The sequence below is a fragment of the Pseudomonas sp. HOU2 genome, from assembly GCF_040729435.1.
Classification (GTDB): domain Bacteria; phylum Pseudomonadota; class Gammaproteobacteria; order Pseudomonadales; family Pseudomonadaceae; genus Aquipseudomonas.
Genome location: NZ_CP160398.1, coordinates 3526668 through 3541196 on the forward strand (window position 1 = coordinate 3526668; position 14529 = coordinate 3541196).

General features: G+C 61.1%; 16 protein-coding genes. 11 read left to right on the top strand and 5 right to left on the bottom strand.

Annotation, left to right across the window (positions count from 1 at the left end; genetic code table 11):
- Positions 1-193: 193 nt before the first annotated feature.
- From oscA to ABV589_RS15885, 5 genes are all read left to right on the top strand, one after another.
- On the top strand, positions 194-376 hold the full coding sequence (gene oscA / locus ABV589_RS15865; RefSeq protein ID WP_003220508.1) for a sulfur starvation response protein OscA: 183 nt from the start codon (positions 194-196) through the stop codon (positions 374-376).
- A 148-nt stretch (positions 377-524) separates the two neighbouring features.
- Positions 525-1538: a sulfate ABC transporter substrate-binding protein gene (locus ABV589_RS15870; protein WP_027611146.1), complete on the top strand. Its 1014-nt coding sequence runs from the start codon at positions 525-527 to the stop codon at positions 1536-1538.
- Between the two features lie 131 nt (positions 1539-1669).
- A complete protein-coding gene (gene cysT, locus ABV589_RS15875; protein WP_027611147.1) occupies positions 1670-2488 on the top strand; it encodes a sulfate ABC transporter permease subunit CysT in 819 nt (272 codons plus the stop codon).
- Between the two features lie 12 nt (positions 2489-2500).
- Positions 2501-3373: a sulfate ABC transporter permease subunit CysW gene (gene cysW, locus ABV589_RS15880; RefSeq protein WP_007952817.1), complete on the top strand. Its 873-nt coding sequence runs from the start codon at positions 2501-2503 to the stop codon at positions 3371-3373.
- A gap of 3 nt (positions 3374-3376) precedes the next feature.
- The gene (locus ABV589_RS15885; RefSeq protein WP_367082408.1) at positions 3377-4366 is read left to right on the top strand and encodes a sulfate ABC transporter ATP-binding protein; all 990 of its coding nucleotides are present in this window, start codon (positions 3377-3379) and stop codon (positions 4364-4366) included.
- Positions 4367-4452: 86 nt separating this feature from the next.
- Here the strand turns inward: ABV589_RS15885 and ABV589_RS15890 are convergent, their stop codons facing one another.
- Positions 4453-4980, bottom strand: a complete 528-nt coding sequence (locus tag ABV589_RS15890) for an Mpo1-like protein (RefSeq protein WP_367082410.1) — start codon at positions 4978-4980, stop codon at positions 4453-4455.
- Between the two features lie 82 nt (positions 4981-5062).
- Between ABV589_RS15890 and ABV589_RS15895 the strand changes: the two genes are divergently transcribed.
- Positions 5063-5740 carry a Crp/Fnr family transcriptional regulator gene (locus ABV589_RS15895; RefSeq protein ID WP_367082412.1) on the top strand — a complete coding sequence of 226 codons (678 nt, stop codon included), beginning with the start codon at positions 5063-5065 and terminating at the stop codon, positions 5738-5740.
- A 171-nt stretch (positions 5741-5911) separates the two neighbouring features.
- Here ABV589_RS15895 and uraH read toward each other — a convergent pair whose 3' ends face one another.
- Together uraH and ABV589_RS15905 are read right to left on the bottom strand one after the other, a co-directional pair.
- Positions 5912-6322, bottom strand: coding sequence for a hydroxyisourate hydrolase (uraH, locus tag ABV589_RS15900; RefSeq protein ID WP_367082413.1), 411 nt, complete (start codon positions 6320-6322; stop codon positions 5912-5914).
- Positions 6323-6333: 11 nt separating this feature from the next.
- Positions 6334-6819, bottom strand: coding sequence for a heme-binding protein (locus ABV589_RS15905; protein WP_367082415.1), 486 nt, complete (start codon positions 6817-6819; stop codon positions 6334-6336).
- A gap of 136 nt (positions 6820-6955) precedes the next feature.
- On the opposite strand from ABV589_RS15905, the gene ABV589_RS15910 reads away from it, so the two are divergent.
- The 4 genes from ABV589_RS15910 (at position 6956) to ABV589_RS15925 (ending at position 10592) form a co-directional block, all read left to right on the top strand.
- Entirely contained in the window at positions 6956-7636 is a 681-nt protein-coding gene (locus tag ABV589_RS15910) for a heavy metal response regulator transcription factor (RefSeq protein WP_367082417.1), read from the top strand.
- Positions 7626-9014, top strand: a complete 1389-nt coding sequence (locus ABV589_RS15915; RefSeq protein ID WP_367082419.1) for a heavy metal sensor histidine kinase — start codon at positions 7626-7628, stop codon at positions 9012-9014. The genes ABV589_RS15910 and ABV589_RS15915 overlap by 11 nt, the downstream gene beginning before the upstream one ends.
- Positions 9015-9127: 113 nt before the next feature.
- On the top strand, positions 9128-9376 hold the full coding sequence (locus ABV589_RS15920; RefSeq protein WP_007963482.1) for a helix-turn-helix transcriptional regulator: 249 nt from the start codon (positions 9128-9130) through the stop codon (positions 9374-9376).
- Positions 9369-10592, top strand: a complete 1224-nt coding sequence (locus ABV589_RS15925; RefSeq protein ID WP_367082421.1) for a type II toxin-antitoxin system HipA family toxin — start codon at positions 9369-9371, stop codon at positions 10590-10592. Before ABV589_RS15920 ends, ABV589_RS15925 begins: the two co-directional genes overlap by 8 nt.
- A 3-nt stretch (positions 10593-10595) precedes the next feature.
- On the opposite strand, the gene ABV589_RS15930 is transcribed toward ABV589_RS15925, so the two are convergent.
- A complete protein-coding gene (locus tag ABV589_RS15930) occupies positions 10596-11600 on the bottom strand; it encodes an AraC family transcriptional regulator (protein WP_115988474.1) in 1005 nt (334 codons plus the stop codon).
- Between the two features lie 100 nt (positions 11601-11700).
- Here ABV589_RS15930 and ABV589_RS15935 point away from each other — a divergent pair, with 100 nt between their 5' ends.
- Positions 11701-12774 (top strand): fatty acid desaturase, encoded by a 1074-nt coding sequence (locus tag ABV589_RS15935; RefSeq protein ID WP_367082423.1) that lies wholly within the window; start codon positions 11701-11703, stop codon positions 12772-12774.
- Positions 12775-12904: 130 nt separating this feature from the next.
- On the opposite strand, the gene ABV589_RS15940 is transcribed toward ABV589_RS15935, so the two are convergent.
- Entirely contained in the window at positions 12905-14515 is a 1611-nt protein-coding gene (locus ABV589_RS15940) for an arylsulfatase (protein WP_367082425.1), read from the bottom strand.
- Between the last annotated feature and the right edge of the window lie 14 nt (positions 14516-14529).

Genomic DNA, 14529 nt, shown 5'->3' on the forward strand with positions numbered 1-14529 from the left:
CGCCACAGGGGTTGCGGTGTTCTTTCGTCGCGGGAACACCGCGCAAACCCTTGCCCCGCCACATAATGTTTTCCAGTTATATAAACATTCTTAAATAGTCTTTTTAAGAATATCTGCGCCTCTCTTATATTGCTCCCACGCCGAACGCAGTGCCGCCCACTGCCAGGCATATCCCATTCAAAGGAGCAGCACCATGAGCGCATCCCTTCGCAGCGTTGACGGTCAGGACGAAACCACGATCTTGCGTGAAATCCAGAGCGCCCTGCGCGATCTGCGTTTTGGCGCAGTGGAGATCACTGTGCACAACGCCCAGGTCGTACAGATCGAACGCAAAGAGAAATTCCGTTTGCAGCAGCCGGGTAACAAGCCGAGCTGATTTGAAGATCAAAGGATCGCTGCCTGCGGCAGCTCCTGCTGGGGGCTATGCGCAGGAGCTGCCGCAGGCGGCGATCTTTGAAACGGCACACCCGATTTGCGCAATACATAAGAAAAAGCCACCACCAAGAATTCCAGGAGCTTTCACCATGTCGTCGATTCGCCGTTACGCTTTGGCCGCGCTGGCCAGCGCTGTGTTTGCCGGTTCCGCGGTTGCCAAGGATTACGAACTGCTCAACGTGTCGTATGACCCGACGCGCGAGCTGTATCAGGACTACAACGCCGAATTCATCAAGTTCTGGCAGAAAGATCACGCCGGCGACACTGTGAAAATCCAGCAATCCCACGGCGGTTCGGGCAAGCAGGGCCGGGCGGTGATCGACGGTCTGCGCGCCGACGTCGTGACCCTGGCACTGGCCGGCGACATTGACGAAATCGCCAAGCTCGGCAAGACCCTGCCGGCCGACTGGCAGAAGCGTCTGCCGGACGCCAGCACTCCGTACACCTCGACCATCGTGTTCCTGGTGCGCAAGGGCAACCCGAAAGGCATCAAGGACTGGGGCGACCTGGTCAAGAACGACGTTTCGGTGATCACCCCGAACCCGAAAACCTCCGGCGGTGCACGCTGGAACTTCCTCGCCGCGTGGGCCTACGGCCTGAAAGCCAACGGCGGCAGCGAAGAAAAAGCCAAGGAGTACGTGCAGACCCTGTTCAAGCACGTTCCGGTACTGGACACCGGCGCTCGCGGTTCGACCATCACCTTCGTCAACAACGGTCAGGGTGACGTGTTGCTGGCCTGGGAAAACGAAGCGTTCCTTGCGCTGAAAGAAGATGGCGGCGCCGACAAGTTCGACATCGTCGTGCCGTCGCTGTCGATCCTCGCCGAACCTCCGGTGGCGGTGGTCGACAAGAACGCCGAGAAAAAGGGCAACGAGCAGATCGCCGAAGCCTATCTCAAGCATCTGTACAGCCCGGCCGGTCAAGAGATCGCCGCGAAGAACTTCTACCGTCCACGCGACAAGGACGTGGCGGCGAAGTACGCCCAGCAGTTCCCGAAACTGGAACTGGTGACCATCGACAAGGACTTCGGTGGCTGGAAATCCGCGCAGCCGAAATTCTTCAACGACGGTGGCGTGTTCGACCAGATCTATCAGGCGCAGTAATCTGAGCAGAACCCGGACTCATTGTGGCGAGGGAGCTTGCTCCCGCCTGAGTGCGCAGCGCTCATAAGAGGTAGGGACTGCTGCGCAGTCCAGCGGGAGCAAGCTCCCTCGCCACACAACCAAGGACTTTTATGTCGCGTCGTATCTCCCCCGTCATACCCGGCTTCGGGCTGACGCTGGGTTACACCTTGGTGTACCTCAGCCTGATTGTGCTTATCCCGCTGGCGGCGATGTTCGTCCACGCCGCCCAACTCACCTGGGATCAGTTCTGGACGATCATCACCGCACCACGCGTGCTGGCAGCCTTGAAGCTGAGCTTCGGCACCGCACTGTGTGCCGCGATCATCAACGGCATCATCGGCACGCTGCTGGCCTGGGTGCTGGTGCGCTACACCTTCCCGGGACGCAAGGTGATCGACGCGATGATCGATTTGCCGTTCGCCCTGCCGACGGCGGTGGCCGGTATCGCCCTGACCGCGCTGTACACCCCGACCGGTCTGGTCGGCCAGTTCGCCGCCGACCTCGGTTTCAAGATCGCCTACACCCCGTTGGGCATCACCCTCGCGCTGACTTTCGTCACCCTGCCGTTCGTGGTGCGCACGGTGCAGCCGGTACTGGCTGACATCCCGCGTGAAGTCGAAGAAGCCGCCGCCTGCCTCGGCGCGAAACCGTTGCAGGTGTTCCGCCATATCCTCCTGCCAGCGCTGTTGCCGGCCTGGCTGACCGGTTTTGCCCTGGCGTTCGCCCGCGGCGTCGGCGAGTACGGCTCGGTGATTTTCATCGCCGGCAACATGCCGATGAAAACCGAGATCCTGCCGCTGCTGATCATGGTCAAACTCGACCAGTACGATTACACCGGCGCCACTTCCATCGGCGTGCTGATGCTGGTGGTTTCCTTCGTCCTGTTGCTGCTGATCAACCTGTTGCAGCGGCGCATCGAAACCCCATAAGGAGGCGCGAACATGTCCCAATCGTCTATTGCGGCCGCGTCCTCGGCCAACGCTGCGCGGCGTGGCAGTGCTACTTCGCGCAGAATCCTGATCGGTCTCGGCTGGCTGATCTTTTTCCTGTTTCTGGTGTTGCCGTTGTTCATCGTGGTGTCGCAGGGGCTGAAAAATGGCCTCGGTGCATTCTTCACGGCGATCTTTGAACCGGACGCCTTGTCGGCACTAAAACTTACGGTGATCGCCGTGCTGATTTCGGTGCCGTTGAACCTGGTGTTCGGCGTCAGCGCCGCATGGTGCGTGAGCAAATATTCGTTCCGTGGCAAGAGCATGCTGGTGACGCTGATCGACCTGCCGTTCTCGGTGTCGCCGGTGATCGCCGGTCTGGTCTACGTGCTGATGTTCGGCGCTCAGGGCCTGTTCGGCCCGTGGCTGCAGGATCACGACATCCAGATCGTCTTCGCCCTGCCGGGCATCGTGCTGGCGACGATCTTCGTCACCGTGCCGTTCGTGGCCCGCGAGCTGATTCCGCTGATGCAGGAACAAGGCACGCAGGAAGAGGAAGCCGCGCGCCTGCTCGGCGCCAATGGCTGGCAGATGTTCTGGCATGTCACCGTGCCCAACATCAAATGGGGCCTGATCTATGGCGTGGTGCTGTGTACTGCGCGGGCCATGGGTGAGTTCGGTGCGGTGTCGGTGGTTTCCGGGCACATTCGCGGGGTGACCAACACCTTGCCGCTGCACGTCGAGATCCTCTACAACGAATACAACCACGTGGCCGCGTTCGCCGTGGCGAGCCTGTTGCTGATCCTGGCGCTCTTCATCCTGCTGCTCAAGCAGTGGAGCGAAAACCGTATCAACCGCCTGCGCGCCAGCGCCGCGGAGGAATAATTCATGTCGATCGAAGTGCGTAACGTCAGCAAGAATTTCAATGCGTTCAAGGCGCTGGACAACATCAGCCTGGACATCCACAGCGGTGAACTGGTGGCGCTGCTCGGCCCGTCCGGCTGCGGCAAGACCACCTTGCTGCGCATTATTGCCGGTCTGGAAACCCCGGATAACGGCAATATCGTGTTCCACGGCGAAGACGTGTCCGGCCACGACGTGCGTGATCGCAACGTCGGTTTCGTGTTTCAGCACTACGCCTTGTTCCGGCACATGACGGTATTCGACAACGTCGCGTTCGGCCTGCGCATGAAGCCGAAAAACCAGCGCCCGAGCGAAAGCCAGATCGCGACCAAGGTCCACGAACTGCTGAACATGGTGCAGCTGGACTGGTTGTCGGATCGCTACCCGGAGCAGCTGTCCGGTGGTCAGCGTCAGCGGATCGCCCTCGCGCGCGCGTTGGCGGTTGAGCCGAAGGTGCTGCTGCTCGACGAACCGTTCGGCGCCCTCGACGCCAAGGTGCGTAAAGAGCTGCGCCGCTGGCTCGCACGCCTGCACGAAGACATCAACCTGACCTCGGTGTTCGTGACCCACGACCAGGAAGAAGCGATGGAAGTCGCCGACCGCATCGTGGTGATGAACAAGGGCGTGATCGAGCAGATCGGCTCGCCGGGCGACGTCTACGAAAACCCGGCCAGTGATTTCGTTTATCACTTCCTCGGCGACTCGAACCGCTTGCTGCTCAGCGACGACAACCACGTGCTGTTCCGTCCGCACGAAGTGTCGCTGTCCAAACATGAGCTGGAAGATCACCACGCCGCTGAAGTGCGCGATATCCGCCCGTTGGGCGCGACCACGCGAGTGACGTTGAAGGTCGAAGGGCAGACGGATCTGATCGAGGCGGAAGTGGTGAAGGATCACGACAGCCTGATCGGACTGGCCAAGGGCGAAACCCTGTTCTTCAAACCGAAGGTCTGGCAGAAAGTCGCCGGCCTCTAAAAGCACAAGATCGCAGCCTGCGGCAGCTCCTACAGAAAATGCATTCCAATGTAGGAGCTGCCGCAGGCTGCGATCTTTCAAACGGCCTAAGCCGCTGCTTTGCGATTCGGATTGACCCGCACCACCCCCGCCCGCGCCTCGATCTGCGCTTTCAACTCATGCCGCATGCCGAGCATGAACGCCACTTCGGCCACCACAAACAACGGCCCGACGATCAACCCGCTGACATCATCGACAAACGCCGGTTTGCGCCCCTCGTAGTGGTGCCCGACAAACTGGATCACCCAGCCGATCACGAACATCGCCAGCCCGCTGCCGAGCCAGACCATGGTGCTCTGCTGCGCCAGCGCATGCCCGGCCCAGACCGACAGGCCCATCAGCACCGTCATCAGCACGCCGAGCCTCAGTTCCAGGCGCAGGTAGAACCACGCCGAGGCCAGCGCCAGCAGCACCGCCGGCGATAGCCACACGCCGCCCAGCGTCCATTCTGGCCGCGACAACAAAACCGCCACCGCCACCACAATCAGCGGAATGCCGATAAAGTGGCTGGCGATGTTGCGCGGGTCGCGGTGGTAGGCGGCGTATTGACTCAAATGATCGACGAGGCTTTTCATTGTTGTTCCTCCTGTAGGGTGAGAGCAGCATGCCCCGGGTTCGGCGTTCGCTCTGTCAGGCAGGCGACAATTGGGAGTGATCATGGATAAGCGTTCACGGCTGCTGACCGGGCAATGGTTCAGTCATCTGCCGGCATCCTTTCAGGATAGTCTGCTGGCGGCGGCTCGGGAGCGGCGGCTGACGGCGGGGCAGCGGTTGTTTCAGCGTGGCGATGCGCCGTGCGGGTTGTACGCGGTGCTCGACGGGGCGATCCGGATCGGGGCGGTGAGCGAGCAGGGCAAGGAGGCGCTGCTGAGCCTGGTGGAGGCGCCGCACTGGTTCGGCGAAATCTGCCTGTTCGACGGCCAGCCACGCACTCACGATGCTTATGCGGTCGGGCCGTGCACCCTGCTGAATATCCCGCAGGCCACGCTGCTGAAAATCCTCGATGAGCAGCCGGTGTACTGGCGGCATCTGGCATTGCTGATGAGCCAGAAATTGCGCCTGACCTTCATCAACCTCGAACAGCTCAGTCTGCTACCGGCCCCGGCGCGTCTGGCCCATCGTTTGTTGATGATCGCCGAAGGCTACGGCGAACTCGACCCGCCGCGCCGTGTGCTGCAACTGCCGCAAGAGCAGTTGGCGTCGATGCTGTCGCTGTCACGCCAGACCACCAACCAGATCCTCAAGGATCTGCAAGGTCAGGGGATTATCGGGCTGGGGTATGGCGAAATCGAGATTCTCGATGCCGAGCGGCTGCGTGCCCTTGCCACGCTCTGAAAACTCACACTGATCCATTGTAGGAGTGAGCCTCTGTGGTGAGGGGATTTATCCCCGATGGGTGGCGCAGCCGCCCCAAACCTGTGATGAAGTCCGGCGACTGCTGCGCAGTCGGTCGGGGATAAATCCCCTCACCACAGAGTTCATTCCTACAGGGTATTTGTGCGGTAGTCAGGAGCCGCGATAGGTCGAGAAGCCGTAAGGGCTGAGCAGCAACGGGATGTGGTAGTGCTGGTCCGTCTGCTTCACTTGGAAAATCACCGGAATCTCCGGGAAAAACGTGTCGCGCTTGTTCTTCTCGAAATACTCGCCGGTCTTGAACACCACCCGGTATTCACCTGCCTCGAAAGGCTGTTTGGCCGGGAACAGTTCGGCGATGCGCCCCTGTTCGTTGGTGGTGCCCTGGGCCAGTAGCTGCCAGTTCTGGCCGACGTGTTTTTCCAGGGTCACGTTGATTCCGGGTGACGGCAGGCCGTTTTCCAGGTTGAGCACATGCACGCTCAGCGGGTTGCCGGCGGCCAGTGCCAGGCTGGAGAGGGCACTCAGGCCGAGTGTGGTGAGGGTCATGCGCAGGCTAGGCATAGTGAGTCTCCTTACTGGGAACGGGTGAGGGTCAGGCCGGCCTTTTCGGCGGCTTTGATGGCACAGTTTTCGTCCTGCTCGCCGCCGCCGGATCCGGCCACGCCCATGGCGCCGACCAGTTCATCAGCGGCGAACAACGGAATCCCGCCGCCGAGCAACAGCAACTCATCGAGGGTGTTGAGGTTGGCGGTTTCCGGGTTGCTGCGGGCGCGCTCGGCGAACAGCCGGGTCGGGGTTTTCGTCGACAGCGCGGTGTAGGCCTTGCGCTGGCTGGCAGCGGTGTTGTGCGGGCCGATGCCATCGCCGCGCAGGGTCACCAGCAGATTACCGCCACGGTCGAGCACCGACACCGTGGCGGTGCAATTGCTCAACGCGGTGTCGGCCAGCAGGCGTGCGGTTTTCAGATCGAGGTCAGCGTGGCGTGGCAGCTCGGCGCTGGCGAAAGCGCTGGCGCTGAGGCCGAGGGCAAGGCTGGCTGCAAGGCATTTGACGGTCATGAACAGGCTCCGAAAGCGAAGGACATCACCTTAGCCGCCGCTCTTCGTCAGAACCCCGTCAGTCCGATTACAAGTTTGTAATGGGCAACGCCGCCGAAGGCGCCTAGCCTGTGTGCCTGATCAATCGAGGTGTGCCATGCGTTTGCTGGTCGTAGAAGATGAAGCCAAAACCGCGAATTTCCTGGCCAAGGGCCTGGGCGAGTCGGGTTTTGCCGTGGACGTGGCGCTCAATGGCCTCGATGGGCGCTATTTCATCGAGCAGCAGGAATACGACCTGATCATCCTTGATGTGATGCTGCCGGGCCTCAATGGCTGGCAACTGCTGCAATTGATCCGCCAGCGCGGCGCTACGCCGGTGCTGTTCCTGACCGCCAAGGATGCCATCGAAGACCGCGTGCGCGGCCTCGAACTGGGCGCCGATGATTACTTGCTCAAACCCTTCGCCTTTGCCGAATTGCTCGCGCGGGTGCGCACGCTGTTGCGGCGTGGGCCGCTGCGCGAGGCCGAGTCCTACAGCATCGCCGACCTCGAGATTGACGTGCTGCGGCGTCGGGTCAGTCGCGGCGGTCAGCGCATTGCCCTGACCAACAAGGAATTTGCCCTGCTGCAATTGCTCGCCAGCCGTCAGGGCGAAGTGCTGTCGCGCACGCTGATCGCCTCGCAGGTGTGGAACCTCAATTTCGACAGCGATACCAACATGGTCGAAGTCGCGGTGCGTCGCCTGCGGGCCAAGGTCGATGATCCGTACATGCCGAAACTGATCCACACCGTGCGCGGGGTCGGTTATCAACTGGAGGCGCCCGACAATGCGGTCTAGGTCGATCGCCTGGCGTCTGGCGCTGGCGTTCGCCGTGGTCTGCGCGTTGGTGCTCAGTGCGATTGGCGTGTTCCTTTATCGGTCGCTGGCATCGGAGATCGCTTACCGCGATGACCTGGCCCTGCTCGGTCGACTCGAGCAGGTGCGCGCGTTACTTGCTGACAGCGACAGCCTCGACGCCTTGCAGGCGCGTCCACGCCTGTACCAGAACATGCTCGGCAATCTCGACAGCCTGCTGCTGGTGCGCCGCGCCGATGGCTCGAATGTGATCGCGATCAATCCGCATCAGCGTGAGCTGCCGCCTTTGAAAGCCATCGCGCGCGAGCAAATGCCACAGCGCCGCGATGTACTGACCTGGCAGGCGCCGGACGGTGCCGAGCTGGCGCTGCTGTCCGGTGACGCCCAAGGGCCGAACGGCGAACCGCTGACGGTGATCGCCGGCAAGGTGCTGACCGAACGTGATCAGATGCTCGCCAGTTATCGCTTGCGCCTGTATCTGGCGGTCGGGCTTGGAGCGTTGCTAGCGTTCGCGCTGGGCCTGGTTCTGCTGCGCCGGGGGCTGCAACCGTTGCGGCAATTGAGCGAAGCGGTGCGCGGTATTGATCTGCGCAGCCTTGATCAACGTCTGCCCGCCAGCGGCACCCCGGCAGAGCTGCTCGAACCGGTGCAAGCGCTGAACGGCATGCTCGCGCGGCTGGACGACAGCGTGCAGCGGCTGTCGCAGTTTTCTGCCGATCTGGCTCACGAGATCCGCACCCCGCTGCACACCTTGCTCGCCAGCAACGGCCAGGCGCTGAATCACCCGCGCAGCACGGTGGAGTATCAGGAATTGCTGGCCTCGAACATGGAAGAGTTCGAACGCCTCAAACGCATGGCCGAGAACCTGATGTTCCTCGCCCGCGCCGAACAGGCCGAGCGGGCACTCGACTTGCGCACGCTGGAATTGCACGAGGTCGGCAATGAATTGTGCGATTACTTCGAAGCGCTGGCGGACGACCGCAATATCCGTCTGGGAAATGCGCTGCACGGCGAACTGCTGGCCGACCAGCAACTGCTGCAGCGCGCCCTCGGTAATCTGCTGGCCAACGCGGTGCGCCACGCCGATGAAGGCACGCTGATCAGCCTGCGCCGCCACGATGAGCCGGGCGTGTGCTGGCTGCAGGTACACAACCACGGCCCGGTGATCGCGCCAGAGCATCTGGGCAAACTGTTCGACCGCTTCTATCGCGTCGACCCTTCACGGGCACAGCCTGGAGATTCCGGTGGGCTGGGGCTGGCGATTGTGCAGTCGATCCTGCTGTTGCATGGCGGGCAGGTCAGGGTGAGCAGTAATGCGAGTGGCACAGTGTTTGAGTTGGGTTTTGTCCTGAGCCAATGATGCGCCGTGCAAGTATTCTGAAACTCAGCTAGAGTTTGGTGACTAGTGCATCGCATGTGATGCATTTCATTTACTTATCTATAAATGCATCGTAAACAGTGCAGGTTTGCGCAATGGAACAGATCGGCGAAGTGATCAGAAGCTTGCGCAAGGCGCGCAAACTCTCTCAGCAGGCACTGGCTCAACAATACGGCATGAGCCGCGCGACCATCTCGGGCATCGAAAACAACACGGTCTCTGAAATCGGCCTGCGCAAGGTTGAGGCGATACTCAACGGCTTCGGTTACGAGCTGGTTGCCGTTCCCCGCAAGTCCAATCGCCCAACCCTCGACACTCTGCAAAAAGTGAATTTCCATGACTGAAACGCCGGACAGGTTGCACATCCGTGTGGGTGAACAGGTGGTCGGGACGCTGGGGCGCGGGCAGGTTCGCGACGACAGTGTGTTCAGTTATCGCGAAGATGCCAGCGCCGACAACGCGGTATCGCTGACGATGCCCACTCGCCTGGACAGCTATGGCTGGGTGCATGGCATTCACCCCGTCTTCGAGATGAACCTGCCCGAAGGCGCGCTGCGTGAGGAGTTGATGCGACGCTTCAGTAAAGCCGTGCGTGGCTTCGATGATTTTGCTTTGTTGGCTATCGTCGGGCCTCATCAGCTCGGCCGTCTGGCAATTGCCAGTGCACCGGCGACTGATCAGCCTCCGGCAACATCCCTCAGCGATCTGCTGGTGCACGATGGTGCTCAGGGGCTGTTCGAAGATCTGCTACAGACCTACGGTCAGTATTCCGGAGTGTCTGGCGTGCAGCCCAAAGTGCTGGTGCGTGACAGCGCTGCCGCGATTGATCGCCTGACTCATCGGGGCGCGACTCATCTGGTCAAGGCCTTTCGAGCCGAAGAGTATCCGCAGCTGGCAACCAATGAATATTTCTGTATGCGGGCGGCGCAGCACTGCGGTCTTGAAGTGCCAACATTCGAGCTCAGCGAGCGCGGCAAATTTCTGGTGGTCGAGCGTTTTGACCTGAGCGATTCGGGGTACCTCGGTTTCGAAGATTTTTGTGTACTGAACGGGTGGCCGTCGAAGGCCAAATACGACGGTTCCTATGAAGGTGCCGCGCGGCAGATCAAGGCATTCGTTTCGCCGCAGTTGCTGGGCTCTGCCCTGGAAGCGTTTTTCAAGATTGTCGCGTTGTCCGCGGGGCTGAAAAACGGTGATGCGCATCTGAAGAACTTCGGCGTGCTTTACGAAGATTGTGCAGAGCAGTCATCCGTCAGGCTCGCGCCGGCGTACGACATCATCACAACGTCGGTTTATATCAAGAGCGACAGCATGGCGCTGCTGCTGGGCGGTTCAAAAGCCTGGCCCAAGTACAAGATGCTGGTGCGGTTCGGTCGTACGGCATGCAACCTGACCGAGGCGCGTTGCAACGAATTACTGCAACAAGTGGCTCACGGCATGCAGATGGCGATGAAGGAAATGGCCGAATACAGTCGCAAGCGTCCCGAGTTTGCCGAAATGGGCGAGGCGATGATCGAACAGTGGACTTCCGGCCTGCAACGCAGCTTGATCAAGGGCTGATGTTCAGCGCAGCTGATCGCGAAACTGCCCCGGCGTCATCCCGGTCCAGCGCTTGAACGCGCGGCTGAAGCTGCTGGTGTCGGCAAATCCCAGCAGGTAACTGACCTCGCTCAACGAACACTGTGGATCGCGCAGGTGCAGCAGCGCGAGGTTTTCGCGGCTCTCGTTGAGCAGCGTGTCGAAGCGACAGCCCTCATCCGCCAGATGCCGTTGCAGGCTGCGCAGGCTCAGGTGCAAGGCCTGGGCGATGCGTTCGGCGCTGGGTTCGCCTTCGGGCAGTTGTTCTTCGATGGCGTCGCGCACCTTGCGCTCCCAGGTCAGCGGTTGGAGCTGGGCCAGGGTGCGCTTGAGCACCGCTTCGTTGTGTTCGGCCAGTTCCGGGTTGGCGTCGTCGAGGTGGCTGTCGAAGTCGGCGAGGGCGAATTCCAGGCGATCTTCGGCGCAGGAGAAATGCACCGGAGCGCGGAATACCTTGTGCCACTGATGTGCATCGGACGGTTCCGGGCGGCGCAGGTACACCGCCAGCGGCGCGTAATCGCGACCCAGGCGATTGCGGCAGGTGCGTACGTAGATCGCGGCAAACGCGTCGATGGCTTCGAAGGCCGGCGCCGGATTGCCTGACGGAATTTTCAGACGAAACAGATAGCGGTCATCGCTGCGGCTCAGCTCCAGTTCCAGCGCATCGCTGACCACCGGGTGATAACGCACGATGCGTTCGAACACCTCGCGCAGGCTGCCGCTGGCCACCAGCGCGTAACCGAGCGCATGGAACGTGGTCGGGCTGACGAAGCGCGAGACCCGCAGGCCGATCGCCGGATCGCCGCTGAACTGCACCGCCAGTTGCCACAGGCGCGTGGTGCCGGACAACGGATACCGCGCGTTCGGGTCGTCCATCAACTGCGGATCAAGCCCGGCCTGTTGGCACAGGCCGAGACTGTCCAGCCCCAGCGCATCGAGTTGCTTGCGCAAGGCACGGGTCCAGCTGGCGAGCGAGGTCGGTTCCTTCATGCTGATTGGCGCTTCCGGTCAACAGGTTGGCGTTCACGGCTACCATCAATAAAGCTTTCGCAAGGCAGGATGCGAACATCAATAACCAGAGGATGGAAGCATGGACCGTACTTCTGCAAGTCCCCAGCGACACAATGCTGCCCAGCGATCAGCGCATATTCGCGAAGTGGTGCTGGCCAAAGGCGTCGAACTGCGTGAGCGTTACCCGATCCTGCAGCATCAGGATGCCCTCGGTGCGGGCATTCTGACCGTTGCTCTGGCCGGGATGATCGGTTCGGCGACGTTGTACATCACGGGCCATATGGCGTGGTGGGTGTGCCTGTTGCTCAACGCGTTTTTCGCTTCCCTGACCCATGAGCTGGAGCACGACCTGATCCACAGCATGTATTTCCGCAAACAACGCGTGCCGCACAACCTGATGATGGGCCTGGTGTGGCTGGCGCGGCCAAGCACGATCAACCCGTGGATTCGCCGTCATCTGCACCTCAATCACCACAAGGTCTCCGGCACCGAAACCGACATGGAAGAACGCGCGATCACCAACGGCGAGCCTTGGGGTTTTGCGCGCTTGCTGATGGTCGGCGACAACGTGATGTCGGCGTTCATCCGCATGCTGCGGGCCAAGACCTGGGCGCACAAGTTCAGCATCATCAAGCGCACGCTGAAGGTCTATGCGCCGCTGGCGCTGGTACATTGGGGCGCGTGGTATGTGTTTCTCGGTTTTCATGCGGCGAATGGCATCGCCTACCTCATGGGTTCGCCGATTGAATGGTCGGCGACCACGCTGTCGGTGATGCAGGTGATCGATATCGCGGCGGTGGTGATCATTGGCCCGAACGTGCTGCGCACCTTTTGCCTGCACTTCATCAGCTCGAACATGCATTACTACGGCGACATCGAGGCGGGCAACGTGCTGCAGCAATGCCAAGTGCTCAATCCGTGGTGGTTGTGGCCGCTGCAGGCGTTCTGCTTCAACTTCGGCAGCAGTCACGGGATTCATCATTTTGTGGTGAAGGAACCGTTTTACATTCGCCAGCTGACCGTGCCGGTGGCGCACAAGGTGATGCGCGAGATGGGCGTGCGGTTCAATGATTTCGGCACGTTTGGGCGGGCGAACCGGTTTGTTCGCAAGGATGAATTGGTGCAGGAAGAGGTGCGCACTGCCCGGGCGTGATAGCTGAGTTTGAGGGCCTCATCGCTGGCAAGCCAGCTCCCACAGGTTTCAGTGTCATTCAAAGGATTTGTGAACGACATCGAACCTTGTGGGAGCTGGCTTGCCAGCGATAGCGGTGGTTCTGGCAGTATCAATCCGGCTGAAATGGCGAAGCACTCAAAATCACCCCGGTCTCCTCCACATATTTCTGCCAATGCCCGATCAACGTGCTGAGCTTGTCCGGCTGACTCAAGGCCAGATCATGAATTTCCCCCGGATCACTGCTCAAGTCATAAAGCTGCCAGGTCGCCGGCCCCACCGGCCCGGGGATCCACACCGCTTTCCACGACCCCTGACGAATTGCCCGGCGCCCGAATAATTCCCAGCCAGTAATGGTGTGCTCGTCATGCACCTGCGCCGTCTCGCCGGACAAAAAGCCCAACCAGGATTTGCCACGCAGCGGCGCCACCGGTTTGCCGTGCCATTGCTTGCCCGGATGGCGCACGCCGGCCAGATCGAGAATCGTCGGAGTGATGTCCATCACCGTGCCAAAGCCGTGGCTGATCTGCCCTTTGATCGGCAGTTGCGGATAGTGCAGCAGCGCCGGTACGCGAATCCCGCCTTCGGTGGTGAACGCCTTGAACAGCCGTGACGGCGCCGTCGCCACCTGCGCCCAGCTCGGCCCGTACCAGACGTAGGAATTGGCACGGCCGATGTTGTCGAGGCTGTTGTCGTAATGCTGATTTAGGTAGGTCAGCAGTTCCGGGCCGAACTTGGGGAACGCTTCCAGCAGCGCGCCCTCGGCGCCGTTATCGGACATGAACAGGATGAAGGTGTTATCGAGCTGCCCCTGCTGGCGCAGGTAATCGACCACCCGGCCGATGTTCCAGTCCATGCGCTCGACCATCGCCGCGTAGACCTCCATGGCCCGCGCGGAAATCTGCCGTTGCTCAGCGCTCAGCGCAGTCCATTGCGCATTCAGTTGAATCAGTGGATGCGGCTCGATATCCGGCTCGATCAGGCCCAGCGTCTTGAGTTTCTCCAGGCGTTCGAGACGCAAGACTTCGGGACCGGCGTCGTAACGGCCACGGTATTTTTCGACGATGTCGGCCGGTGCCTGCAACGGCCAATGCGGTGCGGAGAACGGCAGATAAGCGAAGAATGGCCGGCTCTGATCGCGCTCCTTGAGAAACTGCAGCAGCTTGTCGCCGAAGGCATCCGACGAGTAGAAATCCTTGGGCAGCTCATCGATAAAGGTGTCGTCTTCGATGTACAGCGCCGGAGTCGATTTCAGCAGGCCAGGGGTGTGTTCATCGTAAGTCGGCTCGAAACCATAGTGGTTGGCCGCACCCGGCAGCAACGAGAACGAACGCTCGAAACCGCGGGCCTGCGGCGCCAGTTCAGCCGTCAGGCCGAGGTGCCATTTGCCGCTCATCAACGTCTGGTAACCGGCCTCGCGCAGCAGCTCGGGCAGGGCCACAACGCGGTCGTTGAGATAACCCTCGTAACCCGGTTTGCCAATCAGTTCCGGAGTCAGCGCTTCGGCCATGGTGCCGATGCCGGCGATGTGGTGATCGGTGCCGGTCAGCAGCATCGAACGGGTTGGCGAGCAGGTCGGTGCGGTGTGGAAATCGGTCAGGCGCAGGCCGTTGCTGGCCAGAGCATCCAGGTTCGGTGTGGCAATTTCGCCACCGAAGGCGCCGAGGTCGGAGAAGCCGAGATCGTCGGCCAGAATCACCAGAAAGTTGGGGCGTTGCGGCATCGATAAAGCTCCTC